We start from the raw sequence: 26,907 nt of genomic DNA, 5'->3' as shown, positions 1-26,907 counted from the left end.
CGTCCATCCCGACCGGAAGAATTCGAAGATACTGGGGTCATTGACGTGCGGCGACTTCGAGTGCGCGCGCGGGTTCCGAATCCGGGAACGTTTCGCGCAGGCGTTTTGCATAGTCCTGGGCACCCTCCCCGTTGCCCAGACGGAGCTCGATATCGTGACCGAGCTTCAGCGAATCCGGACTCGGTGCCCCCACCGCTTCGTAACGCTGCAGGAAAGCGCGGGCCCGGAATGCATCGTTCGTAAGGTACAACACGTGCGCCATCTGATACAGGGCATCGGCGTTATTGGGATTGCGCGCGAGCGCCTTCCGGAAATAATCCTCCGCCGACGCGTAATCCTGCGACTGCAACTGGCAGGTGCCGGCATTCGTCATCGCGAGATCGGGTGTTTCGTAGAACGGATCCGCGAGCGCCCGGTCGAAGAAGGCCTTCGCCTCCGCCGGACGGTGCTGCTTGCATAGGAAGACAGCGAGATTGTTGTTCACCGAACCCTTCTTCGGATCGTACTCGACGGCCTTGCGATAGTGCAGTTCGGCGTTGACCGGATCGTTGATGCGCTCGTAGAGCACCGCGATCACCGTCTGCGCCGGAACGTATTTCGGGTCGAACTGGAGCGCCTTCTGCAGTTTTTCCATGGCGCCCTTGAGGTCGCCGTTCTGCATGTAACGCTGGCCCAGCTCGGTATGTACTTCCGCACCCTTGGCGCGATCTTCCGCGGCGGTCGAAGGCTTCAGCCCCGAACCATCCCCCACGCAGCCGGTGCACGCCAGGGCGAGCACCGCCAGCATCCCCCACCGCTCAAGCCGCATTCACCACTCCCTCTCCGAGTTTCTTGCGGAACTCCGCCTGCCGGCGGGTACGGTCGACCACCTGCCCCTTGAGCTGGCCACAGGCGGCGTCGATGTCGTCGCCACGGGTGCGACGGAGCATCGTCAGCACGCCGGCGTTGAGCAACTGCGTCTGGAAGTTACGGATGGCTTCCTGGCCCGAGCGCTCGAAACGCGCGCCCTCGAACGGATTGAACGGGATCAGGTTGACCTTGTTCGCGCCGGGCAGCCGGCGCATGAACTTGATCAGCTGGCGCGCATGCTCCGGCTGGTCGTTCACGCCCTTCATGAGCGTGTACTCGAACGTGATGGACGTACGCGGCGCGCGCTGGATGTAGCGCTCGCACGCACCCATCAGCTCGGCCAGCGGATAGCGCTTGTTCAGCGGAACCAGCTCGGTGCGCAGCTCATCGTTCGCCGCGTGCAGCGACACCGCGAGCGAGACGTCGCTCTCCGCCGAGAGGCGGTCGATCATCGGCACGAGGCCCGCCGTGGACAGCGTGACGCGCTTGCTCGCCAGGCCGAAGCCCAGGTCGTCGCGCATCAGGCTCATGGCCTTGACCACGTTGTCGAAGTTCAGCAGCGGCTCGCCCATGCCCATCATCACCACGTTGGTGATGCGCCGCTGCTGGTGCGGCACGTTGCCGAGATGTTTGGCCGCCACCCAGACCTGGCCGATGATCTCGGCGGTGGACAGGTTGCGGGAGAAGCCCTGGGTCGCCGTGGAGCAGAACTGGCAGTTCAGGGCGCAGCCGACCTGCGACGACACGCAGAGCGTGCCGCGGGTCGGCTCCGGGATGTAGACCGTCTCGATGGCGTTACCGCCATCCATGCCCAGCAGCCACTTGTGGGTGCCGTCGACCGCGCCCTTTTCGAACACGGTCTTCGGCGGCCCGATGTAGCAGGTGGCGTCGAGCTTCTCGCGAAGCGCCTTGCCGACGTCGGTCATCTTCCCGAAATCGCTTTCGAGACGGTGGTAGATCCACTTCATGACCTGCTCGGCACGGTACGGCTTCTCGCCGATCTGGGCGAAGAAATCGCGCAGACCCTTGCGGTCGAAGTCGAGCAGGTTGACCTTTTCGGCGGGCGTGTTCACGGCGGTTCTCAGTGGGAAACGACTTCCGAGTCGTTGAAGAAGTACTTGATCTCGATCGCGGCGTTCTCGAGCGAATCCGAGCCGTGGACGGCGTTGGCGTCGATCGATTCGGCGAAGTCGGCGCGGATGGTGCCGGCGGCGGCTTCCTTCGGGTTGGTGGCACCCATGAGGTCGCGGTTCTTGAGCACCGCGCCCTCGCCTTCCAGCGCCTGGATCATCACCGGGCCGGAGATCATGAACTCGACGAGCGCGCCAAAGAACGGACGCTCCTTGTGCACGGCGTAGAAGCCTTCGGCCTCTTCGCGGGTCAGCTGCTTCATCTTGGCGGCGACGATCTTGAGGCCGGCCTTCTCGAAGCGGGCAAGGATTTCGCCGATGACGTTCTTCTTGACGGCGTCCGGCTTGATGATCGAAAGGGTGCGCTCCAGCGCCATACGGGTGCTCCGGGAAAGTGAAGACAAGGAAAGACAAGAAGTGCTGACAGGGCCCGATGGGGACCCTGATGGAAGTTTGCGGCCAAAGCCGTCCGGAATGACTGACTTAGCGCACGAAATCTTGACAGATTCTAGCTCAATCGCAAGCCGTTTGCAGGCATGTGCGGTCGCAGATTGACCACCGTGGGCTGGCGGGCGTACTCTCAAACGATCGTTTGATTCAAACTGTCCGCCAGCCGAGTCCGCCGATATGACGAGTGCACCCTACGCTTCCCGCGAACGCACCACGAAAGAGCGCATTCTCGGCGCCGCTGAGACACTCTTCGCCACGCATGGCTTCGCCGGCGCGTCCCTCCGCCAGGTGACGGCAGCGGCCCGGGTCAATCTCGCGGCGGTGAACTATCACTTCGGATCCAAGGACAAGCTGATCGAGGAGGTCTTCCGCCGCCGCCTCGACGAGCTCAACAGCCGCCGCCTGGCCGCGCTGGGCAAGGTCGCCGGGCTGGAGACGACCCGCCTCGAGGACGTCCTCGACGCCTATATCCGCCCCGCGCTCGACCTGTCGCGCAACGACGGCGGTGGCGCCGCCTTCGTCCGCGTGCTCGCCCGCGCCTACGCCGAGCACAACGAGACCCTTCGCCGCTTCCTGTCCGACAACTACGGCCACATCCTGCGCCAGTTCGCCGCCGAGTTCGGCCGGCTGCTCCCGGGCCTGGGCAAGGAAGACATCTACTGGCGCCTGGACATCGTCACCGGCGCCCTGACCTACGCGATGGCCGACTTCGGCATCATCCAGCGCAAGACCGACGTCGCCGAGCGCGACCACCGCGAGACCGCCGCCGAGCAGCTCATCCGCTTCGCCGCCGCCGGCCTGCGCGCCCCTTCCGTTTCGAACGCCACGGCCACCCGCTGACCGAGGCGATCCTTGAGCACCCCGGAGATCACCATGACCGCAACACCGTTACGCATTCGCAAGGCCGCGGTACTCGGCGCCGGCGTCATGGGCGCGCAGATTGCCGCGCACCTGACGAACGCCAACGTCGAAACCGTGCTGTTCGACCTGCCCGCGAAGGAAGGTCCGAAGAGCGGCATCGCCCTCAAGGCGATCGCCAACCTGGCCAAGCTCTCCCCGGCTCCGCTCGCCGAGAAGAGCCTCGGCGCCGCGATCATTCCGGCGAACTACGAGGACGACCTCGCCCAGCTCGCCGACGTCGATCTCGTCATCGAAGCGATCGCCGAACGGATGGACTGGAAACTCGACCTCTACACGAAGATCGCCCCGCACGTCTCGAAGACGGCCGTGCTCGCGAGCAACACGTCGGGCCTGTCGATCAACGGCCTGGCCGAGGCCCTTCCGGAAGCGCTGCGCCACCGCTTCACGGGCGTGCACTTCTTCAACCCGCCGCGTTACATGCATCTCGTCGAGCTGATCCCGACGAAGCTGACCGACGCGGCCGTGCTGGAAGGCCTCGAGGCGTTCCTGACCACCACGCTCGGCAAGGGCGTGGTGTACGCGAAGGACACCCCGAACTTCATCGGCAACCGCATCGGCGTGTTCTCGATGCTGTCGACCATGCACCACACCGAGCAGTTCGGCCTCGGCTTCGACACCGTCGACGCGCTGACCGGCCCGGCCATCGGCCGTCCGAAGAGCGCCACGTTCCGCACCGCGGACGTCGTCGGCCTCGACACCCTGGCGCACGTGGTCAAGACCATGAGCGACACCCTGCCCGACGACCCGTGGCACGCGTTCTTCCAGCCCCCGGCGTGGCTCAAGGCCCTCATCGAGAAGGGTGCGCTGGGCCAGAAGACCGGCGCGGGCGTGTATCGCAAGGCCGGCAAGGACATCGTGGTGCTCGACCTGCAGAAGCAGGACTACCGCGTCTCCGAGCAGAAGGCTTCCGACGAGGTGTCCGCCATCCTCGCCATCAAGGACCCGGCCGAGAAGTTCGCGAAGCTGCGCGCCTCGTCCGACCCGCAGGCCCAGTTCCTCTGGGCGGTGTTCCGCGACCTCTTCCACTACACCGCCTATCACCTGGCCGACATCGCCGATACCGCCCGCGACGTCGACTTCGCCATTCGCTGGGGCTACGGCTGGAAACTCGGCCCGTTCGAGATCTGGCAGTCGGCCGGCTGGCAGCAGATCGCCGGATGGATCGCCGAGGACATCGCCGCGGGCAAGGCCATGAGCAGCGCGCCCCTGCCGGCCTGGGTCACCGACGGCCGCACCGGCGTGCACGGCAAGACCGGCTCGTATTCCGCCAGCGCGAAGGCAGAAAAGCCGCGCTCGGCCCACCCGGTCTACGCCCGCCAGGCGTTCCCCGATCCGATCCTGGGCGAGACGTTCGACAAGGGCACCACGGTCTGGGAAAACGACGGCGTGCGCCTGTGGACCTCGGGCGACGACATCGGCGTCATCTCGTTCAAGACCAAGATGCACACGGTCAACGACCACGTGCTCGACGGCATCCAGCACGCGATCGGCCTGGCCGAGCAGCAGTTCCGTGGCGTGGTGCTGTGGCAGCCGTCCGAGCCCTTCTCCGCCGGCGCCGACCTCAAGGGCGCGCTCGGCCTGCTCAAGGAAGGCAAGCTCGCGCAGTTCGAAGCCATGGTGGCCAACTTCCAGGCGACCAGCATGCGGATCAAGTATTCGCTGGTTCCGGTCGTCGCGGCCGTGCGCGGGCTAGCGCTCGGCGGCGGCTGCGAGTTCCAGATGCACGCGGCGCGTACCGTCGCGGCGCTCGAGAGCTACATCGGCCTGGTGGAAGCCGGCGTGGGCCTGCTGCCCGCCGGCGGCGGCCTGAAGGAACTGGCGGTCCGCGCCGCGCAGGAGAACCCGGCCGACCCGTTCGAATCGCTGAAGAAGGTGTTCGAGACCGTCGCGATGGCGAAGGTGTCGGCCAGCGCCCTCGAGGCGAAGTCGCTCGGCCTGCTGCGCAAGGACGACGTCGTGGTCTTCAACAGCTACGAGGTCCTGCACGTCGCCAAGGCGCAGGCGCGCGCCATGGCCGAGTCGGGCTACCGTCCGCCGCTGCCGGCCCGCGCCATCCCGGCCGCGGGCGACGTGTCCACCGCCACGTTCAAGGCGTCGCTGGCGAACCTGGCCGAGGGCTATTTCGCCTCGCCACACGACATCGAGATCGCCAGCCGCATCGCCGACGCCCTCTCGGGCGGAAAGATCGAGCGCGGTTCGCTGGTGGACGAGGCGTGGCTGCTCGCGCTGGAACGCCGCCACTTCGTGGAACTGGCGCAGACCGAAAAGACCCAGGCCCGTATCGCCCACACGATGACGACGGGGAAGCCGTTGCGTAACTGACGCGCCACGCGCTCTGACGCACCACGACTTCCCCCATTGAGGAACCATCCATGAGCAAGCAAGTGCAAGACGCCTACATCGTCGCCGCCACCCGCACGCCGGTCGGCAAGGCGCCGCGCGGCGTATTCCGCAACACCCGTCCCGACGACCTCCTCGCCCATGTCATCCGCAGCGTGATCGAGCAGGCGCCGGGCATCGACCCGTCGCTCATCGCGGACGCCGTCATCGGCTGCGCGATGCCGGAAGCCGAGCAGGGCATGAACGTCGCGCGCATCGGCGTGCTGCTGGCCGGTCTGCCGGAACAGGTCCCGGGCGTCACCATCAACCGCTTCTGCTCCTCGGGCGTGCAGGCCATCGCGATGGCCGCCGACCGCATTCGCCTGGGCGAGGCCGACCTCATGCTCGCCGGCGGTACCGAGTCGATGAGCATGGTGCCGATGATGGGCCACAAGGTCGCCATGAACCCGGCGATCTTCGAGAACGACGAGAACCGCGCCATCGCCTTCGGCATGGGCATCACGGCCGAGAAGGTGGCCGAGCGCTGGAAGGTCAGCCGCGAGGACCAGGACGCCTTCGCGCTGCAGTCGCACCAGCGCGCCATCGCGGCCATCGCCGCGGGCGAGTTCAAGGACGAGATCACGCCGTTCCAGCTCGACGACCGCTACCCGGACCTGAAGAACCACAGCGTCCGCGAGGACCGCCGCATCATCGACACCGACGAGGGCCCGCGTCAGGACACCTCGCTCGAGGTGCTCGGCAAGCTCCGCCCCGTGTTCCGCAACGGCCAGTTCGGCGGATCGGTGACGGCCGGCAACTCCTCGCAGATGTCGGACGGCGCGGGTGCCCTGCTCATCGCCAGCGAGAAGGCCATCAAGGACTACGGCCTGACCCCGCTCGCGCGGTTCGTGGGCTTCTCGGTGGCCGGCGTCGCGCCGGAGATCATGGGCATCGGCCCGAAGGAAGCGATTCCGAAGGCGCTCAAGCAGACCGGCATCACGCAGGACCAGCTGGACTGGATCGAGCTGAACGAGGCCTTCGCGGCCCAGGCCCTGGCCGTGATCCGGGACCTCGGCCTCGATCCGTCGAAGGTGAACCCGCTGGGCGGCGCCATCGCCCTCGGCCACCCCCTCGGCGCCACCGGCGCCATCCGCGCCGCGACACTGATCCACGGCCTGCGTCGCCGCAAGCAGAAGTACGGCATGGTGACCATGTGCATCGGCACGGGCATGGGCGCCGCGGGCGTGTTCGAGGCGCTCTGACGCACAGGCACGGCACCCGTAGGAGCGCGCCCTGCGCGCGACATCTTTTCGCGTGAGAGCCAGGGACTCGATGCTCTCCGCTGCAAAAGCTGTCGCGCGCAGGGCGCGCTCCTACACCCGGACGGCCGCTCGCTGGCGTACGCTACGGACATGCACGGCATCCACACCATCGATACCGGCTTCGGCCGGCCGAACTTCGACGCCGCCTACCTCGTCGTGGAACGCGGGCGCGGCGCCTTCATCGACAGCGGCACGGCGCACGCCCTGCCGCGGTTCCTCGACGCGATCGCCGCTGCCGACCTCGAACCGAAAGACATCGACTGGGTGATCCTCACCCACGTGCATCTCGACCACGCCGGCGGCGCGGGCGAACTGATGCGCCACCTGCCCCATGCCATGCTGGCCGTGCATCCGCGCGGCGCGCGCCACATGATCGATCCCTCGGTGCTGATCGCGGGCGCCTCGGCGGTCTATGGCGAGGACGTGGTGCGCCGCGATTACGGTGAGATCGTGCCGGTGGCGAAGGATCGCGTGATCGAGGCGACCGATGGCTTCGTCGTCGACCTGGCCGGACGCGCCCTGCTCTGCCTCGACACGCCCGGGCACGCGAAGCACCACATCGCGATCCACGACGAACGCGCGAACGCCTTCTTCACCGGCGACATCTTCGGACTTTCCTATCGCGAACTCGACACGGCTGCCGGGGCGTTCATCATCCCGACCACGTCGCCCGTGCAGTTCGATCCCGACGAGGCGCATGCGTCCATCGAGCGCATGATGCGCTACGAGCCGGAGGCCATGTACCTCACGCACTACGACCGCGTGGCCGACGTGAAGCGCCTCGCGAACGACCTGCACGAGCAGATCGACGCCATGGTCGCGATCGCCCGGCGTCACGCCGGCGCGGCGGACCGGGAGGATCGCATCGCCGAGGCGCTCGCGGAACTGTACGTCGCCCGTGCCCGGAAGCACGGTGTCGCGCTGGGCGTGGAGGCGATCCTCAAGCTACTGAAGATCGATATCCGCCTGAACGCGCAGGGCATCGTCGTCTGGATGGATCGCATCTCGCGCTGAGTCGCCTCACCCGCGACGGGACACGACTAAGCCAGCCGCGCCCCGTTCGGCACCGGCCGCTCGGTGGTCGTGATCACCACGCCGTCGTCGGTGTGGAATCCGGTGAGCAGGAACTGCGAGCGGAACGGACCGATCTGCTTCTCCGGGAAATTGATCACGCCGACGATCTGCCGGCCGACCAGCTCTTCCGGCTGGTAGATGTTCGCGATCTGCGCGCTGGTCTTCTTCTCGCCATGCGGCCCGAAGTCCGCCCAGATCTTGTACGCGGGCCGACGCGCCTCGGGGAAGACCTCGGCGCGCACGATCGTGCCCGCGACGAGCATCACCTTTTCGAAGTCGGCCCAGCTGATCTCTTCGCTCATCTCATCCTTCCAGTCGTGACTTGAACCAGTCGCCCAGTTCGTATTTCCAGTACGTGCCCTGCGCGGCAAGATAACCGAACGGACGATGCACCGGCTCGAGGCCGAAGGCCTCGTACGCGTCGAGGCGCGTCTCTCCCGCGGCGATGGCATCGGCCAGCGCCTCCCCCGCCGCGCAGGTGGGCGCCAGGCCGTGGCCTCCGAAGGCCTGCGCGTACCAGAGTCCGTTGCCGTGCGTACCCACCTGGGGCATCTCGTGGCGCGCATAGCTCATCAGACCCGACCAGGCCTGTTCGATGCGCGCCTCCTTCAACGACGGAAAGACACGCGCCATGTCCCGCCTGAGCAGCCGCTGCACCGCGCGGGGCGAGCGATCGCGGACCGAGATCCGTCCGCCCCAGAGCAGGCGCGTATCCGGCAGCGGGCGGTAGTAATCGAAGGCGAAGCGCGTGTCGTAGATCGCGGCGCGCGTGCGCAGGCACTCGCGCAGCCGCTCGCCCAACGGCTCCGTGACCATCACGTACGTGGCGATCGGCAACACCGCCCGGTCGATGGAGCGATCGAGCCCCGCCAGGTAGCCACCGCAGGCCAGCACGACCTGCGGGGTCTCGATCTCGGCGTCGCCCACGCGGAGGATCCAGCGGGGACCCTTGCGCTCCAGCATGCGCACGCGCGAGCCCTCGTGGATGCCGACGCCCACGCGCTCCGCCGCGGAAGCGAGTCCGCGCGCGTACGCCAGCGGATCGATGTGCAGCGCGTTCCGTTCGTAGAGGCCGTCGTGGTACCGCGGACTCCGCACGAACTCATGCATCGCGTCTTCGGGAATCCACTGCCATTCGGTGCCGTAGTGCTCGGCCAGCAGCTGCTGCCGCGAGCGCAGCACGTTCGCGTCGCGGAACCAGTTGGCCCAGACGACGCCCGCATCCACCGCATCGCAATCGATCGACAGGGCCGCGATCCGCTCTCGGATCAGGTTCACCGCGTCCACGGTGCGCGCGTAGAGCGCGCGGGCGCGATCGGGCCCCGCGCGTTCCAGCAGGGCCCGCTCGCCGAGCGAGTAGCCCGCGAAAACGAAGCCGCCGTTGCGGCCCGACGCACCGAACCCGATGTACTTCGACTCCAGCAGCACGATGTCGCGCACGCCGCGCGCGGCGAGGCCGAGCGCGGTGTTGAGTCCCGCGAAGCCGGCGCCGACGATCACCACCGCGGCCTCGCGACGGCCCCGTGGCGGCGGTCGCGATGGCGGTGCGGCGATTCGGTCGTGATACCACGACGGCATGCGGTCGGATTCCTGTCAGGAAAACCACCGTTGTACGGCAGAGCGGCGCGCGGCGGAAGATGCCGGTAAGGCCATGCCGCCGATTCCCGGTGGGCGCCGATCGCACCGGCGATCCCGCGCGAGCGCGCCGACGGGCGGGGGCGCCGGGAGTATCATGCGGCGATCTTTCACCGAACGCCGACCATGAGCCTCCTTCCGCCCATCGACCTCCAGCGCTGGATCGACGACAACCGCGCCCTGCTCAAGCCACCGGTCGGCAACAAGTGCATCGTCGACGGCGATTTCATCGTGATGATCGTCGGCGGCCCCAACGCACGCACCGACTATCACTACGACGAGGGTCCGGAGTTCTTCTACCAGCTCGAGGGCGAGATGGTGCTGAAGGTCCAGGACGAGGGACAGGCCCGCGACATCCCGATCCGCGCGGGGGAAGTGTTCTACCTGCCGCCCCGCGTGCCGCATTCGCCGCAGCGCATGCCGGATTCGATCGGTCTCGTGATCGAGCGGCGTCGGCTCGCGGACGAAAAGGACGGCCTGATGTGGTTCTGCCAGGTCTGCAACCAGAAGCTGTTCGAGGAGTACTTCCCGCTCGGCAGCATCGAAAGCGATTTCCCGCCCGTGTTCGAGAAGTTCTACCGCTCGCTGGACGCACGCACCTGCCGGAACTGCGGTGCGGTGCACCCGGCGCCCGCGAAGTACGCCGACTGAGGCGAGCACCCTTCGCCCGCGAGCGGGCTCCCATCCGAAGGTAAGCGACCCTTGCGGGCGAACGGCCTCTCAGCCGAGCGCCGCGTCGCGGAGCGCCAGCCACTTGGTGGCCATGCGGCGCAGCGACGGGTCGGAGGCCGGATCGGACGCGATGTCCGTGACCGGCCGCCAGGCCAGTTCGAGCGATTCCTCGTTGAGGACGAAGGCTTCCCCGCCACGCGCCACGACGACATGCCGCACGTCGTAATGCCAGTGCTCGGGCTCGTCACCACGCGCCGGGATCGCATGGCGGTCGACATCGAAGATGTCCGGGAGCACGTCCAGCCCCCGCAATCCGGTTTCCTCTTCCGCCTCGCGCAGCGCCACGGCCGCCAGGTCCGTGTCGCCGTCGGCATGGCCGCCCGGCTGCAGCCATCGGCCCAGCTTGCGATGGAGCATCAGCAGGGCGCGTTGCCCGTCCGCGCTGACGAGCCAGGCGGAACCCGTAAAGTGCCCCTCCCGCGTCTCACGATGGAAGGGACGTCCCGCCTCACGCAGCCACGCGTCGAATTCGGCCACTCCCTCTTCGTCAGGCCAACGCCCCGCGTAGGACGCGAGGGCATCGGCAAGGGGCTGTCTGGTCGGATCCATCGGAAATCACCTTCAAGGGACTAGTCATTTTCGCAGGTCATTTTAGGACTGATCCGATGTCGGACGCGGGCGCGGCTTGCCTACGATGGATTCGGGGCGCACGACGCGCTCCGCCGTCCGCAGCGTCGCGCTGCGTAACGCAAGGAACCGCGCATGTCGCAGAATCTGAAGTCGTTCGGTGCCACCCTCGCACTCCTGGCCACCTGCCCCGCCATCGCGGCGGACCGCGAGGCCAACTTCACCGGCCCCCTCGTCACACCGGCCGTCAATTCGATGCCCGCCGGCATGGTGAACATCGAGCCATACCTTATCCATACCAATACGCGTGGCAGCTACACCAACGCCGGCGATCGCAAGGAGCGCGACCCGACCGTCCGTCAGTGGCAGCTTGCCGTGCCCATGTCCTACGCGCTGACGGACACGAGCTTCGTCCAGCTCACGCTCAACGCGTCGCGCACGTCCGGCGACGGCCTGCACACCGACGGAATGCGGATGGGCGACACCTCGGTACGCTTCCAGCAGCGCCTGCGCGCACCGGATGCCGACGGCAGCGGGCTCGTTCTCGCGATCGCGGCCGCCCAGCGCCTGCCCACGGGCGCGTACCACCACCTGGACACCAATCCGCTCAACGGCACGGGCAACGGCGCGATGCGCACGACGCTGGCGTTCGGCGCGCAGCAGCTCCACTGGCTGGACGACGGTCACGCCCTGCGCTGGCGCACGCAGCTGGCCTGGAGTCCGTCGCCCGGCCGCATCAACGTGCGCGACGGCAGCGTCTATGGCACGTCCCGCGGGTTTCGCGGCTATGCCCGCCTCGGCCAGGCATGGAACGCGTCGGTCGCCGCCGAGTACGTGCTCGACCCTCGCTGGGTGCTCGTGGGCGAGGCGATATGGAACCGATCGGGCGCCGTCGACGTGGTGGGCGCCACCACGGAAGGCCCGCGCACGGCGCGCCGCCTCGCGCCGAGCCAGGAGTTCAGTCTCGCGCCCGCCGTGGAATATCACCTCAGCCCGACGGTCGGCCTGATCGGCGGCATCCAGTTCACGGTCGCCGGTCGCAACACCGCCGATTACGTCGCGCCCCAGGTCGCGCTGAACATGGTCTTCTGAGCATTCAGGCGACGCATGCACAACCGCCGCAAGTCATGGTCGACACCCGCACCGCTCGCATGCAAGGCATTGGAACGCCTCGCATCGCAGCTTGTACGGCCTTGCCCCGCTGGGCTATGGTGCCGTGCCAGCGCTTCCGGGCAGCGGCGTGCGCACCGTGGCTCACGCGGCGGTCCCAACAATAAAAGGCTACATTCCGGCAGTAGGGGAGACACATGTTGAAACACCTGTTCGCGACGCATCCCATCGAGGCCGCGCCGCACGTCGATGCTGGTGAACACATCGACACCGGCGCGCACGGAGGCGAACTCAAGCGCGTCCTCACCGCGAAGCACCTGATCCTGCTCGGCGTTGGCGCCGTGATCGGTGCGGGCATCTTCGTCATCACCGGCCAGGCGGCCGCGCTGCACGCCGGCCCCGCCCTGGTCATCAGCTTCCTCATCGCGGGCTTCGCCTGCGCCCTCGCCGGCCTCTGCTACGCCGAGTTCGCGGCGATGCTTCCCGTCTCCGGCAGCGCCTACTCCTATTCGTATGCCACGCTCGGCGAGTACGTCGCCTGGTTCGTCGGCTGGAACCTCGTGCTCGAATACCTGTTCGCCGCGGCCACCGTCGCCGCCGGCTGGTCGGGTTACTTCAACGAGCTGCTCGGCCTCATCGGCCAGACGGTCGGCACGAACATCGCCCTGCCCGCCACGCTTTCGTCGGCGCCGTTCCAGTTCGTCGAAGGCCACATCCAGGCCACCGGCACGCTGATCAACCTGCCGGCCGTCGTGATCATCGCCGCGCTGTCCGGCCTGTGCTACGTGGGCATCACGCAGTCGGCGTTCGTCAACTCGATCATCGTGGCGATCAAGGTCACCGTGATCCTGCTGTTCCTCGCCTTCGCGATCCAGGTGATCAACCCGGCCAACTGGCACCCGTTCATTCCGGAAGCCGAGGGTCCGGGCACGTTCGGCTGGGGCGGCATCTTCCGCGCCGCGACCATCGTGTTCTTCTCGTACGTCGGCTTCGACGCCGTGTCGACCGCCGCGGGCGAGGCGAAGAATCCGCAGCGCGACATGCCCATCGGCATCCTCGGCTCGCTGGCCATCTGCACCGTGCTGTACATCGCCGTCGCGCTGGTCCTCACGGGCATCGCGCCGTTCCGCATGCTGAACACGCCGGAGCCGGTCGCCACCGCGCTGGGCCTGTACCCGCACCTGTCCTGGCTGAAGGCGATCGTCGTCCTCGGCGCGATCACGGGCCTCTCGTCGGTGATCCTCGTGATGCTGATGGGCCTGCCGCGCATCTTCTTCTCGATGGCGAAGGACGGCCTGCTGCCGCAGACGATGGCGAAGATCCATCCGAAGCACCGCACGCCCTACATCGGCACGATCATCGTCGGCGTCGCCGCGGCCGCCATGGCCGGTCTGTTCCCGGTGAGCGTGCTCGGCGAACTCGTCTCGATGGGCACCCTGCTCGCGTTCGCCACGGTCTGCGTGGGCGTGCTGATCCTTCGCTACACGCGTCCGGACCTGCAGCGCAGCTTCCGCGTGCCGTTCGTGTGGCCGATCTGCATCGCCGGCGCCCTGGCCTGCGTCTACCTGTTCTGGCAGGCGTTCGAAGAGCACTGGCGCCTGATGGTGGGCTGGATCGTCATCGGCCAGGCCATCTACTTCGGCTACGGCTACGCGCACAGCAAGCTGCGCAAGTCGCTCGGCTGATCGAATCCGCTCCACGCGAAGGGCCGGCGGCACACCGCCGGCCCTTCGCTTTGAAGCTATCCTTATCCACGACATTACGACGCCCAGGCAGTCCATGCTCCAGCAGTTACTCGCCAAGAAAGCACCCCAGGCCGAACCCGACGACGCGCACGGCCCGGCCCTGCGCCGCACCCTCGGCCCGTGGGGTCTGACGGCGCTGGGCATCGGCGCGGTCATCGGCGGCGGCATCTTCGTCATCACGGGCGTGGCGGCGGCGGAACACGCCGGCCCCGCCATCATCATCTCGTTCATCCTCGCGGCCATCTGCAGCCTGTTCACGGCGCTGTGCTACGCCGAGTTCGCGTCGATGATCCCGATCTCCGGCAGTGCGTACTCGTACGCATACGCCACGCTCGGCGAAGGCGCCGCGTGGTTCATCGGCTGGAACCTCATCCTCGAATACGGCGTGTCGGCATCGGCCGTCGCCGTCAGCTGGACGGGCTACTTCGTCAGCCTGCTTGATCATGTCGGCATCCACATACCGCCTGCCCTGACCAACGCGCCGGTGGATTTCGTCGACGGCCACCTCGTGGCCACCGGTGCGCTGTTCAACCTTCCAGCGGTCGGCATCACCCTGGCGCTGACCTGGGTCTGCTACGTCGGCATCAAGGAATCGACCGGCATCAACATGGCGATGGTGCTGCTGAAGACCGCGCTGATCGTCCTCGTCATCGTGGTCGGCGCGAGCCATATCGACACCGCGAACTGGCACCCGTTCATCCCCGCCAACCAGGGCGGCGACAAGTACGGCTGGTCGGGCATCCTGCGCGGCGCGTCGATGGTGTTCTTCGCCTATATCGGCTTCGAGGCGACCTCCACGGCCGCGCAGGAATCGAAGAACCCCCAGCGCGACATGCCCATCGGCACGCTCGCCTCGCTGGCCATCTGCACCGTGCTCTATATCGCCATGGCGGCGGTACTGACGGGCCTCGTGCCCTTCGACCAACTCGGCACGTCGGAGCCGGTCGTCACCGCGATCCGCCAGCATCCGGAACTGGGCTGGCTGCGCGGCATCGTCGAAGTCGGCGCGCTGATCGGCCTCTCGTCGGTCGTGCTGGTCATGATCATCGCGCAGCCGCGCATCTTCATGATCATGGCGCGCGACGGCCTCATGCCCAAGGTGTTCACCACGATCCACCCGAAGCACCGCACGCCGCACATCAACACCGTGATCACCGGCGTCGGCATCGCCGCGCTCGCCGCCGTGTTTCCGCTCAACGTGCTCGGCGACCTCACCTCGATGGGCACGCTCGTCGCGTTCTGCGCGGTGTGCGCCGGCGTGATGATCCTGCGCCGCACGGCACCGGATCTTCCGCGCACGTTCCGCGTGCCCGTCGCTCCCGTCACCTGCATCCTTGGCATCCTCAGCTGTATCGCGCTGCTGACGTCGATGGGCGTGCGTAACTGGGTCCTGATGGCCGTCTGGACGGTGCTCGGCATCCTGATCTACCTCGCCTACGGCTACCGCCACAGCCGCCTGCGACAGGGCCGCTGAGGCGACGCGGAACCGTGCGGCCGGAGATTCGATCGGGCTGGAGGTTCCACTGGTAACCCTCTGATTCACAATGACAATGCGTTAAATCTTCGTTGTCATTTAACTGCCATTGGCCGGGCGCCCGTGGAGGGGAGTATGATCCCCAGTCCGCGGGTAAATCACTTGGCAGTGGGCCCCGGATTGCCGCCCGGCGCGTCAGGCGGGTCAGCTCCTCGGCCTGGCGCGCTTGGGCTGCATTTTCTGCCCGGACATGAAAAAGGCCAGCCTCGCGGCTGGCCTTTGTCGTTTCCGGGGAGGATCGTCCCGACCCGGGTTATCAGGCCTTGGGCGTATGGGAGACGCACCAGCCCGGCCCCGCCACGGCCTTGCCCGGGAACAGGTCGCACGGCCCCCAGGCCGCCGTCGCGGCGCCCTTGAAGAAGTTGCAATTGGCGCATTTGTCGCCCGGCTTGCGGCCCGGACCGCCCGTGGCGGCCTCGGTGTACTTGAGCGCCGACGCCGTCGGGTCGCTCGGGGAGAGGTGCGGCAGGTCCTGGGCACGGGCCACGCCCACGGTTCCAAGGACCGCGGCGGCGGTCGCGCCGCCCGCGGCGACCTTGAGGAATCGGCGCCGGGCCTCGATGTTCGGATCGTGCTGCGACATGGGTACAACCTCCGTCGATGGTCACGCCGGGCGGGGATCGGCCGGCGAAAGAAGTCATCCTACCGCCATCTACCAAAAGCAAATGGTTCGCATTAGACAGTTCCGGGCCATCCGTGGCCGCATGGTATGATCGCCGCCTGTTTGGACGTCCAAATCCCCATGTCGAATACCTCCCTTCCCGTTTCCGCCGAACTGATGGCCGAGCGTGCCGACGCCATCGCGGAGGCCGCGCGCGAACTCGCGGCGTTCGGCTGGACGCCCGCGACCAGCAGCAACTTCTCGATGCGGATCGACGCGGACCACGCCGCGATCACGATCTCCGGGCGCGACAAGGGACGGCTGGGACGCGACGACATCATGTTGATCGACATGGACGGCAAGGCGGTCGGTTCCAGCCATCGGCCGTCGGCCGAGACCGGGCTGCACACGCAGGTGTACCGCCGCTTCCCGGATGCCAACGTCGTGCTGCACACGCATTCGCGCACGCAGAGCGTCGCTTCGCGCCTCTTCGCCGCCGCGGGGCGCGTGCACCTCGAAGGCTGGGAGTTGCAAAAGGCCATCTCCGGCTACACAACGCACGAAAGCGTGCTCGACATCCCCGTATTTCCGAACACCCAGCACATGCCCGAGCTGGAAGCGCAGGTGGACGCCTGGATCGACTCCGGCAAGCCGCTCTACGCGTATCTGATCGACGGGCATGGGATCTACACCTGGGGCCGCGACATGGCCGAGACCCGGCGCCATCTCGAGGCCCTGGAGTTCCTGCTGGGCTGCGAACTCGACCTGAGGAGGCTTTCCCCATGAGCCGTCTGCGTATCTACGATGACACCCGGAACGACACCCCGCTCGCCGTTCTCGACGACCACGCCGCCATCGCCGAGGCGCTGAACGCGGTCGGCGTGCGTTTCGAGCAGTGGGAGGCCAACCAGCCGATCGCGCCCGGCGCGAGCCAGGACGAGGTCATCGCCGCGTACCGCGCGGACATCGACCGCCTGATGGCGGAGAACGGCTACCAGTCCGTGGACGTGATCAGCCTCAAGCCGGATCACCCGGACCGCGCGGCGTTCCGCCAGAAATTCCTGAACGAGCACACGCACAGCGAGGACGAGGTCCGCTTCTTCGTCGCCGGCGCGGGCCAGTTCACGCTGCACATCGATGGCAAGGTCTACGAGGTGCTGTGCGAAAAGGGCGATCTCATCGGCGTTCCCGACGGCACGCCGCACTGGTTCGACATGAGCGAATCGCCCTATTTCGTCGCGATCCGCCTCTTCACGAACACCGAAGGCTGGGTCGCGAACTTCACGGGCACGGACATCGCCGAGCAGTTTCCGCGCATGAACCCGCACGCCTCGGCGGCGACCGTTTCGTAAGCGGTCCCCGTCGTTTATCCTGCGGATCTCCCCGATCCGCAGGTCTCCCCCCGCATGTCCGATATCCGCGCCATCCTCACCGACATCGAGGGCACCACCAGCTCGATCGATTTCGTCAAGGACGTTCTCTTTCCCTACGCCCGGAAGCACCTGCCGGCGTTCGTCGAAACCCATGCCGCCGAACCCGAGGTCCAGCACTGGCTGCATGAAGCCGCGAAGGAAGCCGGGATCGTCGAGGCGACCCGCACGGAAGTCATCGACCTGCTGATCCGCTGGATCGACGAAGATCGCAAGTCGACGGCGCTCAAGGCCCTGCAGGGCATGATCTGGCGGGAGGGTTACGAGGCCGGCGCGTATGTCTCGCACATGTATCCGGAAGTGGCGGCGCGGCTGAAGGCCTGGCACGCGCGCGGCCTGTCGCTGTACGTGTATTCGTCCGGTTCCGTGCCCGCGCAGAAGCTGCTGTTCGGTTTCAGCGAGAGCGGCGACCTCACCCCGCTGTTCTCCGGCTATTTCGACACGCAGACCGGCCATAAGCGCGAAACGCAGTCGTATGCCCGTATCGCCGAGGCGATCGGATTGCCGCCCGCGCAGATCCTCTTCCTCTCCGACATCCGCGAAGAACTCGACGCCGCCCGCGCGGCCGGCATGCGCACCACGCAGCTCATCCGCCCGCCGCAGCCAGTCATCGAAGACGGTCACCCCGCCGTGGCGGATTTCGATGCCATCGCACCTTGATCCCCGCCGGCGCACCGCGATCGCGACGCTGACGGCGTTCGCGGCGGGCGTCCTGCTCACGATCGGCGTCCTGCGGTTCGGCCCGGAACCGCTGACCGCGCGGCGTGAACCGCTGGCCGCGCCGGCGGCTGTCGCGACCGCCGCACCCGCTTCGGCGGCAACGGTCGCGCCGGCGGACGAAGGCGTCGCCGACGAGGACGCGCTCGACACGTGGCCTACCGACGCCCCGACGCCCGAGCAGGTGTTCACCGCGCAGCCGGAGGCGATGCGCCGCGCCGTCGCGAAGCTCGCGCCGCGTGCCCCGGGCAGGACGAACATCTATGCTCTCGCCTTCGCGGCGGACGGCTCGGAGGACGTCTTCCGCAACGAGGCGGAATATCTCGACACCCTCATGGCGCGACGCTTCAGCGCACCGGGACATACGCTGGTGCTGGAGAACCATCCCGCCACGCTGAGCACCCGCCCGCTCGCGAGCTGGACGAACCTCGAGGCCGGTCTGGACGCGCTGGCGAAGGTCATGGATCCGAAGGAAGACATCCTCCTGCTCTACGTCGCGACGCACGGAGGCGACGACCATTCGCTGCTCGTCGACATGGACCCGATCCCGCTCGACCAGCTGGACCCGGACGGCCTCGCCGACATCCTCGGCAAGCATGCGTTTCGCTGGAAGGTGCTCGTGGTGAACGCCTGCTACTCGGGCGGCTTCGTGCCTAAGCTGAAGGGTACGGGCACCCTGGTGCTGACTTCCGCGCGCGCGGACCGCACGTCGTTCGGCTGCGGCGCGGATTCGGACATCACCTACTTCGGTCGCGCCTGGCTCGCCGACGGGCTCAACGCGACACCGGATTTCATCGACGCGTTCGGCCGCGCGCGGCGCGAGATCGCCGCGTGGGAAACGAAAGATGCGCTGGAACCCTCGGAGCCGCAGATCGACGTCGGCGCGGGGGTCGAGGAAAAACTGGCCGCCTGGCGCAAACGCGCCGCGATCGGCCCGGCGGTACCGTTCACCGCAGCCGCTTCACCTGCACGCTGAGCGTCTGACGCAAGCACCCGATCGCCGATACGATCGGCTCCCACCCTTCGGTAGGAAAGCGGTGCTACCGGAGGGGTGGGAGCCGATCGTATCGGCGATGGGTGCTCGCCCCACCCCGTCATGCCTCCGCCACGCCGGGAAGCGCTCGCGATGAGCCTCGATCGCGTTCGACGGGAAAGCACCGCGATCGGCCCGGCGGTACCGTTCACCGCGGCCGCTTCATCTGCACGCTGAGCGTCTGACGCAAGCACCCGATCGTATCGGCGATGGGTGCTCGCCCCACCCGTCATCGCTCAGACCGACACATCCAAAGAGAACCGATCCGCATCCATCCACGCGGGAAAACGTTCCCGGTGCGCCTTCAACGGTGCCGGATCGATCGCGACGGTGACCACCTGCTCCTGCGGGCCCAGTTCCACCAGCGGCTCGCCGACCGGATCGATGATCGCGCTGTCGCCCGCGTAAGGGTGATCGTTGCCGTCGATGCCGACGCGGTTCACGCCGATCACGTACGAAAGATTTTCGATGGCCCGCGCGCGCAACAGCGTGCGCCACGGTTGACGGCGCGGCGCCGGCCAGTTCGCCACGAACAGGGCCAGGTCGTAGTCCATGCCTCCGGCGGCTTCCTCGCGACGGCCGTTGCGCAGCCAGACGGGGAAACGCAGGTCGTAGCAGACCTGCGGCAGGATCCGCCAACCCTTCAGCTCGACGATGAGGCGATCGCGGCCGCCACCGTAGCGCGTGTGCTCGCCGGCCATGCGGAACAGGTGACGCTTGTCGTAATACGCGAGCGAGCCGTCGGGCGACGCCCAGATCAGGCGGTTGTAGACCGTGTCGCCCTCGCGGATCACGAGGCTGCCGGTCAGCGTGGCGTCGACTTCCGTCGCCAGCGCGCGCATCCAGGCGACGCTGGGGCCGTCCATGGCCTCGGCGTTGCCCAGGGTGTCGTTGGTGAAGCCCGAGAGGAACGTCTCGGGAAGCACGATCAGGTCGCTGCGCGCCGCGCCGCGAACCAGGCGCCCGTAGTACTCGCGATTGGCGGGGGCGTCGTGCCAGCGCGTGGCGCCCTGCACGAGGGAGACGGTCAGAGTTTGCACAGGAGCTCCGCGGCGGCTTCCATGGTGGCGTCGTTCTTCGCGAAGCACAGGCGGACCAGCCGCGTATCCGGCGCGCTTTCGTAGAACGGGCTCAGCGGAATGGCGGCCACGCCGCCCTCGCGCACGAGCCACTCGCTGAAGTTGATGTCGTCGACGTCGCGGATGGCGCCGTAATCCACCAGTTGGAAGTAACCGCCCGGCACGTCGAGCAGCTTCAGCCGCGAGGGCGCGAGCAGCGCCCGGAAACGGTCGCGCTTGGCCTGGTAGAACGCGGGCAGTTCGAGGTAGTGCTCGGGCGTCGATTCGAGGAATTCCGCGAACGCCCACTGCGCCGGGTTGAACGTGCAGAAGGTGAGGTACTGGTGCACCTTGCGGAACTCGGCCGTCAGGGCCTTGGGTGCGATGGCGTACCCGACCTTCCAGCCGGTGCAATGGTAGGTCTTGCCAAACGACGAGACCACGATGCTGCGTGCTGCGAGTTCGGCGTGGCGAAGCACGCTCTGATGCTCCGCGCCGTCGAAGACGATGTGCTCGTAGACCTCGTCCGAGAGCACGACGATCGACGTGTCGCGCACGATCGCGGCGAGGGCATCGAGGTCGGCGCGCGAGAGCACGGCACCCGACGGGTTGTGCGGGGAGTTGACGAGGATCATGCGCGTCTTCGGCGTGATCGCGTCGCGCACGCGCTGCCAGTCGATGGCGAAGGACGGCAGCGTCAGCGGGATGTGCACCGCGCGCGCGCCCTGCAGCTCGATGGCGGGCTCGTAGCTGTCGTAGCACGGATCGAACACGATGACCTCGTCGCCCGCGCGTACGACCGCGGCGATGGCGGAGAACAGGGCCTCCGTCGCGCCGGACGTCACCGTCACCTCGGTATCGGGGCTCACGCGGTGCCCATAGAGGCGCTCGGTCTTCGCCGCGATCTGTTCGCGCAGCTTCGGAATGCCCACGCCGGGGGCGTACTGGTTCTTGCCCTCGGCCATGGCGCGCGTGATCGAATCGCGCAGCGCCTCCGGCGGTTCGAAATCGGGGAAGCCCTGCCCCAGGTTCACCGCCTTGTGCTCCACCGCCAGCTGGCTCATGACGCTGAAGATGGTGGTGCCGACCTTGGGAAGCTTGGTTTCGAGCTGCATGCGTTGCCCTTATTCGTTTGGACGGCCAAACGCCGTCGAGACGTCCGATCCTACCATGCGGGCAAGGCGGATCGCCCCGGCCTGCTCGGGATGCTCGGCCACCTTCTGGCAGTCCTTATGGAACTCGGCCTGCGCCTTGGGCAGGCGCTCGGCGAGGAAGTCCACGAAGCTGCGGACGGCCGGCAGGAGGCCGCGCCGGCTGGGATAGACGAAATGCAAGGTGCCCTGCGCCGTCGTGTATTCGGGCAGCACCCATTCGAGGTCGCCGCTCGACAGCAGCGGCCCGCAGTAGTCCTCGGGAAGAAGCGCGACGCCGCAGCACTGCACGGCCGCCGCGATCAGGACGGAAAAATCGCCGCTCACCAGTCGCGGCTTGACCTCGACAGCCGCCTTCTTGCCACTGGCGTCGACCAGTTCCCAGACCTGCGCCCCCTCATGCTCGTACATCGACAGCGCCGGCAGCAGCGCCAGGTCGTTGAGGGTCTTCGGCCGCCCGTTCGAGTCGAGGAATTTCGGGCTCGCCACGAGGAGGCTGCGCGCGTAACCGATGCTGCGCAGTACCAGCGTGGCGTCGGTGTCGAGCTTTTCGCGGACGCGGATGGCGACGTCGTAACCCTCGCCGATGAGATCGACGCGGCGATTCGTCGCCGTGACGCGGACCTGCACCTTCGGATGTTCGAGCATGAAGGCCGGAAGCATCGGCCCGAGGACGTTCTGCGCCAGGGAGATCGGGCAGCTGACGCGGACGACGCCTCGCGGCTCGGTCCGGAGTTCGTCGACGGCATCCTGGGCCGCCCGGGCCTCCTCGAGCACCGCGCGGCAGTGCTGGTAGAAGCGCTCGCCGATCTCGGTGACGACGAAACGCCGCGTCGTTCGCTGGAGCAGACGCACGCCGAGGCGGTCTTCGAGCTGGGCGATACGCTTGCTCAGGCGCGACTTGGGGATCCCCAGCGCCCGCCCGGCCGCCGAAAACCCGCCGTGCTCGACCACCGAGGCGAAGAAGTACAGATCGTTGAGGTCCTGCAGCGCGCCGTCCATCGGAGGCTCCCGTCGTTTCGCTCGCGAAACAATCAGTCTACTCCAAGCGGACTAATCGCGGGATTGTCGACGGCGTATCGTTGCGCTCATACCGCCGCCGCAAGCGACGCACCTTACCGAGGAACCGCCATGAAACTCCTGCACATCGACGCCAGCGCGCTGGGTACCTATTCCGTGACGCGCGGCCTGACCGCGGCGATCGTGGCCGAGTTCGTCCAGAGCCATCCGGGTACCGAGGTCACCTATCGCGACCTGCACGCCGCTCCCCTCGCCCCGTGGTCCATGCCGGTCGGCGAGGACAATCCGGCCGACATCGAAGCGGCCCGTGTGATGGAAGAGTTCCTCGCCGCGGACGTCGTCGTCATCGGTGCGCCGATGTACAACTTCAGCGTCAGCAGCACCCTGAAGGCCTGGATCGACCGTATCGCCGTCGCGGGCAAGACGTTCCGCTACTCGTCCGCGGGTCCCGAGGGCCTGGCGGGTGGCAAGCGCGTGATCATCGCCTCGTCGCGCGGCGGCGTGTACACCGAAGGTCCGGCGGCCGGCATGGACTTCCAGGAGCCCTACCTGCGCGCCCTGTTCGGTTTCCTCGGCGTGACGGACATCGAGTTCGTCCGTGCCGAAGGCCTCGCGATGGGCGACGAACACAAGGCCACGGCGGTGAGCAAGGCCATCGCCGGCATCGCCGGCCTGATCCGCAAGGCGGCCTGATCAGATAAACCGTAGGAGCGCACCTGGGCGCGATTTGTTTCTCCGCCAGCCCCAATCGCGCCCAGGTGCGCTCCTACCTATCCCGGTTACGGCGAATTCTGCTTGCCGGGCTTGTCCTTCGGCATGTTCTGAGACTCCTGCGGGTGCCCTTCCCCGGGCACCTTCGGTTTGCCATGCGACGGCTTGAGATTGTCTTCCCGGTAGCCGGGCGTCTGTTGTTTACCATCGTTCGTCATATCACTCGCTCCGTTCATTGGCGCTGCTCGCACGCGGCATGTCCACATTCGCACGTACTGCCCATGTTCTGGCTCTCGGCCGCCATGCGGCAGCTTTCGCTGCAGAAATCGCGCGAGACGGGAACGCGGCAGTTGCACCCGTCGTGATCGCAGGGCTTCAGGTCGTCATTCATCGATATTCACCTCGCAGCCATGTCGCCAGCCTGCGCGGGCGGGCGTCTATTTTTCGTAACCGGCGGGCGAAGTGGCGTCGCTTTCCGCCCAGCCGTGGGCTTCCACCAGCAGGCCGCTCAGGCTGCGGACGTCCTGCAGATTGTGTTCCGCCACGCGGACGAGATCGGTCGATGCGCCGCCGCGCAGATAGGTGAGCCAGGCACGTGGCGCTTCCGAGCCCGGCAGATCGTCCTCGCGGACGATACGCAGGAGTTTGCGTTCGGCCGTCTGCATCCTGCAGTTCTCCCACACCTGGCGAAACCGTCGGCGCATCGGGTGCAGCAGATCGACGTGGATCAGCCCGTGCAGTGGGTTCGGCATCCGCGCCAGACGGTAGCGCGTCGCCAGCAACGGCGCGTCGTACGATTTTCCGTTGTAGCTGACGAGCACCGTGTCCGCGTCGATCCACCCGGTGAACGCGCGAAGCATGGCTGTCTCGGCCGCCATCGTCGTCATGTAGAGCTGACGGACGCGCAGACCGCCGTCGTGCCAGTCGGCGGCGCCGATCATGAACGCGCGTGTGCCGGTACCACCGGCCAGGCCCGTCGTCTCCGTGTCGAAGTGCAGCAGGTGTTCGCGCCGCGCCGTCGTCAGGCGGGCAAAGGTGAGATCGAATTCCGCCGGCGCATCGGTGACCTGGAAACGTCGTTCGAGATAGCGCAGCCCCGACGCGATCTCCTCGCCCGGCACGTCGCGCGTCGCGGCACGCAATGGCGAACGCGGTTGCGCGATGCGTTCGCGCACGCCGGCCATGCGGCGGAGCAAGGCGAGATCCGGCCGGTTCGGGACCGGAGCCGCGGGTGCCCGCGCCGTGGGCGCGGGCTCGGGAGCGCGGACGCCGGCCTGCCGACGCAGGGCCGCGAGGCGCGACGCCAGATCGCTCACGCGGACGCCCCCAGCAACGTCAGCACGCGCAGGGCCAGCGCGCGCGGCGTTTCCTCGCGCCCCTCGTCGGCCGCGAGCACGGGACCCACGCAACCCGGACAGCCGGCCTTGCACTCGCAGCCCCGGATCGTCGCCGCCGCGTGGTTCAGCAGCTCCGGCGCCCGCTGGAACAAGGGCTCGCTCAGCCCGACGCCGCCGGGGAAATTGTCGTAGAGGTACACCGTGGGCAGGAATCGCTCGAGGGCGTCCGGCAGCGCCAGCCCTCCGTCGGGCGCGCGGATCTGCCCTCGCCCGCCGGCATCCACCTGGGCCGACCAGCCGCCGTCGCCGGAACCCACCGCTTTCTGAAGGTCGCGCGGTTCGGCCATCACCGCGACGATGGCGGCGGTGTGCAGCGCGTAGGCCGCGCCGAGGAAGCCGTCGAGCGCATGCTGGCGGGAGCGGAATGCCGCGTCGAGCACGGTCTGCGGCAGTTGCCACCAGACCGCCGTGGAATGCAGCTCCTGGTCCGGCAGGTTCACGGGACCGTAGCCGATGTTCTCGTGGGTGTAGTAACGGATTTTCTTGTAGCCGGAGACGCGCCGCACGACGTGCACCTCGCCATGGCGCGCACTGCCCTCGCCCGCGTTGCGCCCGTCGAAACACTCCAGCTCCTTGAGCTTGGTGTAGTCGATGGCGTCGGTGTAGTAATCGACGTGGGTGCGCGTGCAGTACGCCTTGCGCCCCTCCCAGTCGAGCCGCTCCACCTGGTAGGGCACGGACTGGATCATGTGGATCGCGCCTTCGTACAGGGTGAGCGCGGCGGCCGAATAATCGACCTCGGCGATGATCGTCTGCCGGCCTTCGGTGCGATCGACCACGACGAAGTTGCCGTCGGCGACCGAACGCAGGCTCACCGCGTTCGCGGGATAGCTGTCGGCGATCCATTCCCAGCGCTCGCCCTCCTGGTGCAGCACTTCCGCTTCCGCGAGCACCTGCAGATAGGCTTCGGCGTCGTCGGGGCCGAAACGGTCGCCGGCGAGAAACGGCAGCTCGAAGGCCGCGCAGCGGATGTGGTCGAGCAGGATCAGGGGCTGATCCGGCTGGATGCGGGCATGTTCCGGACTCGCCTCGGTGAGGAAGGCAGGATGCCGCATGAGGTACTGGTCCAGCGGCGCGCTCGTCGCGACCAGCACACCGAGCGACGGCTGCTGGCGGCGCCCCGCGCGGCCGAAGCGCTGCCACGTGGCGGCGATGGAACCCGGGTAGCCGTTCAGCACCACGGCATCGAGGCTGCCGATGTCCACGCCGAGCTCCAGCGCGGAGGTCGACACGATCCCGTCGACGGTGCCCGCGCGCATCTGGCGCTCCACGTCGCGGCGCTCCGTCGGCAGGTAACCGCCGCGGTATGCCCGGATGCGCGCGGGCTTGCGCGTGTCGTGGTCGAAGACGTCCTTCAGGTACTTGGTGAGCACCTCCACCATCAGGCGCGATTGCGCGAAGACCAGCGTCTTCATCTTCGCCTTGATCGCCACGCGGGCGATCAGGTTGGTCTGCGAGCGGGCCGACGCGCGCAGGCCGAGGTCGGGATTGACCACCGGCGGATTCCAGAGCAGCACGTGCTTGTCGCCACTGGGCGCGCCGCTTCGGCTGACGGTGACGACGTCGTCCTCGATCAGCGCCTGCGCGTGCTCGGTGGCGTTGCCGATGGTGGCGGAGCACAGCACGAACTGCGGGGTGACGCCGTAGAAGGCGCAGATGCGCTTCAGCCGACGCAGCACGTTGGCCAGGTGCGAGCCGAACACGCCACGATAGGTATGGATCTCGTCGATCACCACGTAACGCAGGTTCTCGAAGAACTGCGCCCACTTCGTGTGGTGCGGCAGGATCGCCTGGTGGAGCATGTCGGGGTTGCTGACCACCACGTCGCCGTGGAGGCGGATCGCCTGGCGCGCATCGCCCGGCGTGTCGCCGTCAAAGGTGAAGGCCTTCACCCCGAGGTCGCCGGCGCGGTTGATGTCCAGCAGCTCGGAGACCTGGTCCTGCGCCAGCGCCTTGGTGGGGAACAGGTAGAGCGCCTTGGCTCCGGCCTCGAGCACCGAGGAGAGCACCGGCATCGTGTAGCAGAGGGTCTTGCCGGACGCGGTCGGCGTGGCCACGAGCACGTGGCGGCCTGCACGGGCCGCTTCCCAGGCTTCCTGCTGGTGGCTGTAGAGCCGCTCGATGCCGCGCGCGGTCAGCGCCGAGGCGAGTGACGGAGGCAGGTCGCCGGGCAACGGCGCGAAGCTCCCTTCCCGACCGAACACGGTGAAGGCGGAGCAGACGCGGTCGCCGTATTTATCGGTCAGGCGATGGGCAAGGGTCCGGCCGTCGTGGTGGCTGGCGAGGACGGTATCGGACTCGTCGGCCCGAAGTGCTTTCAGATAGGCGGCCATGGCGGAAACCGGGCGACGGGAGGTCGCCCGTTATGGCCGGCTTGCGTCTCAGATGCTGCGACCGGAGG

General features: G+C 67.6%; 26 protein-coding genes. 13 read left to right on the top strand and 13 right to left on the bottom strand.

The features are described from left to right. Positions 1-37: 37 nt before the first annotated feature. From pilW to ndk, 3 genes are read right to left on the bottom strand one after another with little or no spacing between them, the layout of a single operon-like run. On the bottom strand, positions 38-808 hold the full coding sequence (pilW, locus tag BMY69_RS12995) for a type IV pilus biogenesis/stability protein PilW (RefSeq protein WP_090053306.1): 771 nt from the start codon (positions 806-808) through the stop codon (positions 38-40). Beyond that, positions 798-1,934: a dual-specificity RNA methyltransferase RlmN gene (rlmN, locus tag BMY69_RS12990; RefSeq protein ID WP_090053304.1), complete on the bottom strand. Its 1,137-nt coding sequence runs from the start codon at positions 1,932-1,934 to the stop codon at positions 798-800. The genes pilW and rlmN overlap by 11 nt, the downstream gene beginning before the upstream one ends. Then, complete coding sequence (ndk, locus tag BMY69_RS12985; protein ID WP_090178861.1) at positions 1,931-2,356, bottom strand: nucleoside-diphosphate kinase; 426 nt, start codon at positions 2,354-2,356, stop codon at positions 1,931-1,933. Before ndk ends, rlmN begins: the two co-directional genes overlap by 4 nt. A 250-nt stretch (positions 2,357-2,606) precedes the next feature. Between ndk and BMY69_RS12980 the strand changes: the two genes are divergently transcribed. The 4 genes from BMY69_RS12980 to BMY69_RS12965 all read left to right on the top strand — a co-directional run bounded on the left by BMY69_RS12980 (position 2,607) and on the right by BMY69_RS12965 (position 8,005). Beyond that, entirely contained in the window at positions 2,607-3,269 is a 663-nt protein-coding gene (locus BMY69_RS12980) for a TetR/AcrR family transcriptional regulator (RefSeq protein WP_090053301.1), read from the top strand. Between the two features lie 33 nt (positions 3,270-3,302). After that, complete coding sequence (locus BMY69_RS12975; RefSeq protein WP_177191167.1) at positions 3,303-5,672, top strand: 3-hydroxyacyl-CoA dehydrogenase/enoyl-CoA hydratase family protein; 2,370 nt, start codon at positions 3,303-3,305, stop codon at positions 5,670-5,672. A 50-nt stretch (positions 5,673-5,722) separates the two neighbouring features. After that, complete coding sequence (locus BMY69_RS12970) at positions 5,723-6,931, top strand: acetyl-CoA C-acyltransferase (protein WP_090178857.1); 1,209 nt, start codon at positions 5,723-5,725, stop codon at positions 6,929-6,931. Positions 6,932-7,081: 150 nt separating this feature from the next. After that, positions 7,082-8,005, top strand: a complete 924-nt coding sequence (locus BMY69_RS12965) for an MBL fold metallo-hydrolase (RefSeq protein WP_090178854.1) — start codon at positions 7,082-7,084, stop codon at positions 8,003-8,005. A 26-nt stretch (positions 8,006-8,031) separates the two neighbouring features. Here the strand turns inward: BMY69_RS12965 and BMY69_RS12960 are convergent, their stop codons facing one another. Then, positions 8,032-8,367: a tRNA-binding protein gene (locus BMY69_RS12960; protein WP_090178851.1), complete on the bottom strand. Its 336-nt coding sequence runs from the start codon at positions 8,365-8,367 to the stop codon at positions 8,032-8,034. Between the two features lies 1 nt (position 8,368). After that, the gene (locus BMY69_RS12955; RefSeq protein ID WP_090178849.1) at positions 8,369-9,643 is read right to left on the bottom strand and encodes an NAD(P)/FAD-dependent oxidoreductase; all 1,275 of its coding nucleotides are present in this window, start codon (positions 9,641-9,643) and stop codon (positions 8,369-8,371) included. A 183-nt stretch (positions 9,644-9,826) separates the two neighbouring features. Between BMY69_RS12955 and BMY69_RS12950 the strand changes: the two genes are divergently transcribed. Next, positions 9,827-10,351, top strand: a complete 525-nt coding sequence (locus tag BMY69_RS12950) for a 3-hydroxyanthranilate 3,4-dioxygenase (protein WP_090053293.1) — start codon at positions 9,827-9,829, stop codon at positions 10,349-10,351. Positions 10,352-10,420: 69 nt separating this feature from the next. Here the strand turns inward: BMY69_RS12950 and BMY69_RS12945 are convergent, their stop codons facing one another. After that, entirely contained in the window at positions 10,421-10,981 is a 561-nt protein-coding gene (locus tag BMY69_RS12945) for an NUDIX hydrolase (RefSeq protein WP_090178847.1), read from the bottom strand. 153 nt (positions 10,982-11,134) lie between these two features. Between BMY69_RS12945 and BMY69_RS12940 the strand changes: the two genes are divergently transcribed. The 3 genes from BMY69_RS12940 to BMY69_RS12930 all read left to right on the top strand — a co-directional run bounded on the left by BMY69_RS12940 (position 11,135) and on the right by BMY69_RS12930 (position 15,328). After that, a complete protein-coding gene (locus tag BMY69_RS12940; RefSeq protein WP_090178845.1) occupies positions 11,135-12,091 on the top strand; it encodes a hypothetical protein in 957 nt (318 codons plus the stop codon). Between the two features lie 215 nt (positions 12,092-12,306). Further along, complete coding sequence (locus tag BMY69_RS12935) at positions 12,307-13,794, top strand: amino acid permease (RefSeq protein ID WP_090178842.1); 1,488 nt, start codon at positions 12,307-12,309, stop codon at positions 13,792-13,794. Positions 13,795-13,888: 94 nt separating this feature from the next. Continuing rightward, entirely contained in the window at positions 13,889-15,328 is a 1,440-nt protein-coding gene (locus BMY69_RS12930; RefSeq protein WP_090053286.1) for an amino acid permease, read from the top strand. A 316-nt stretch (positions 15,329-15,644) separates the two neighbouring features. Here BMY69_RS12930 and BMY69_RS12925 read toward each other — a convergent pair whose 3' ends face one another. After that, entirely contained in the window at positions 15,645-15,971 is a 327-nt protein-coding gene (locus tag BMY69_RS12925; RefSeq protein ID WP_090178839.1) for a high-potential iron-sulfur protein, read from the bottom strand. Between the two features lie 159 nt (positions 15,972-16,130). On the opposite strand from BMY69_RS12925, the gene BMY69_RS12920 reads away from it, so the two are divergent. The 4 genes from BMY69_RS12920 to BMY69_RS12905 are packed head-to-tail and all read left to right on the top strand — an operon-like array spanning position 16,131 to position 19,112. Then, the gene (locus BMY69_RS12920; protein ID WP_090053283.1) at positions 16,131-16,775 is read left to right on the top strand and encodes a methylthioribulose 1-phosphate dehydratase; all 645 of its coding nucleotides are present in this window, start codon (positions 16,131-16,133) and stop codon (positions 16,773-16,775) included. Continuing rightward, complete coding sequence (locus BMY69_RS12915) at positions 16,772-17,341, top strand: 1,2-dihydroxy-3-keto-5-methylthiopentene dioxygenase (protein ID WP_090178837.1); 570 nt, start codon at positions 16,772-16,774, stop codon at positions 17,339-17,341. Before BMY69_RS12920 ends, BMY69_RS12915 begins: the two co-directional genes overlap by 4 nt. A 54-nt stretch (positions 17,342-17,395) precedes the next feature. After that, positions 17,396-18,079: an acireductone synthase gene (mtnC, locus tag BMY69_RS12910; RefSeq protein ID WP_090178835.1), complete on the top strand. Its 684-nt coding sequence runs from the start codon at positions 17,396-17,398 to the stop codon at positions 18,077-18,079. Beyond that, positions 18,063-19,112, top strand: a complete 1,050-nt coding sequence (locus tag BMY69_RS12905) for a C13 family peptidase (RefSeq protein WP_090178833.1) — start codon at positions 18,063-18,065, stop codon at positions 19,110-19,112. The genes mtnC and BMY69_RS12905 overlap by 17 nt, the downstream gene beginning before the upstream one ends. A gap of 293 nt (positions 19,113-19,405) precedes the next feature. Here BMY69_RS12905 and BMY69_RS12900 read toward each other — a convergent pair whose 3' ends face one another. Genes BMY69_RS12900 through BMY69_RS12890 form a run of 3 tightly spaced genes read right to left on the bottom strand, consistent with a single transcriptional unit; the run spans position 19,406 to position 22,380 of the window. Further along, positions 19,406-20,209, bottom strand: coding sequence for an amidohydrolase (locus tag BMY69_RS12900; RefSeq protein ID WP_090178831.1), 804 nt, complete (start codon positions 20,207-20,209; stop codon positions 19,406-19,408). Next, positions 20,197-21,342 (bottom strand): pyridoxal phosphate-dependent aminotransferase, encoded by a 1,146-nt coding sequence (locus tag BMY69_RS12895; RefSeq protein ID WP_090178829.1) that lies wholly within the window; start codon positions 21,340-21,342, stop codon positions 20,197-20,199. The genes BMY69_RS12900 and BMY69_RS12895 overlap by 13 nt, the downstream gene beginning before the upstream one ends. Positions 21,343-21,351: 9 nt before the next feature. Beyond that, a complete protein-coding gene (locus BMY69_RS12890) occupies positions 21,352-22,380 on the bottom strand; it encodes a LysR substrate-binding domain-containing protein (RefSeq protein ID WP_090053273.1) in 1,029 nt (342 codons plus the stop codon). A gap of 129 nt (positions 22,381-22,509) precedes the next feature. On the opposite strand from BMY69_RS12890, the gene BMY69_RS12885 reads away from it, so the two are divergent. After that, a complete protein-coding gene (locus BMY69_RS12885; RefSeq protein WP_090178826.1) occupies positions 22,510-23,091 on the top strand; it encodes an FMN-dependent NADH-azoreductase in 582 nt (193 codons plus the stop codon). An 86-nt stretch (positions 23,092-23,177) separates the two neighbouring features. On the opposite strand, the gene BMY69_RS19680 is transcribed toward BMY69_RS12885, so the two are convergent. The 3 genes from BMY69_RS19680 to BMY69_RS12875 all read right to left on the bottom strand — a co-directional run bounded on the left by BMY69_RS19680 (position 23,178) and on the right by BMY69_RS12875 (position 26,839). Further along, positions 23,178-23,327, bottom strand: a complete 150-nt coding sequence (locus BMY69_RS19680; RefSeq protein WP_177191166.1) for a hypothetical protein — start codon at positions 23,325-23,327, stop codon at positions 23,178-23,180. Between the two features lie 219 nt (positions 23,328-23,546). Further along, entirely contained in the window at positions 23,547-24,425 is an 879-nt protein-coding gene (locus tag BMY69_RS12880; protein WP_343124100.1) for a ribonuclease H-like domain-containing protein, read from the bottom strand. After that, positions 24,422-26,839: a DEAD/DEAH box helicase gene (locus BMY69_RS12875; RefSeq protein WP_090178822.1), complete on the bottom strand. Its 2,418-nt coding sequence runs from the start codon at positions 26,837-26,839 to the stop codon at positions 24,422-24,424. The genes BMY69_RS12880 and BMY69_RS12875 overlap by 4 nt, the downstream gene beginning before the upstream one ends. Positions 26,840-26,907: the final 68 nt, after the last annotated feature.

This window comes from Luteibacter sp. UNC138MFCol5.1 (genome assembly GCF_900110505.1).
In the GTDB taxonomy this organism is placed as follows: Bacteria; Pseudomonadota; Gammaproteobacteria; order Xanthomonadales; family Rhodanobacteraceae; genus Luteibacter.
The sequence above is the reverse complement of the archived record's forward strand: the minus strand, read 5'-3'. Positions and strand labels throughout refer to the sequence as shown.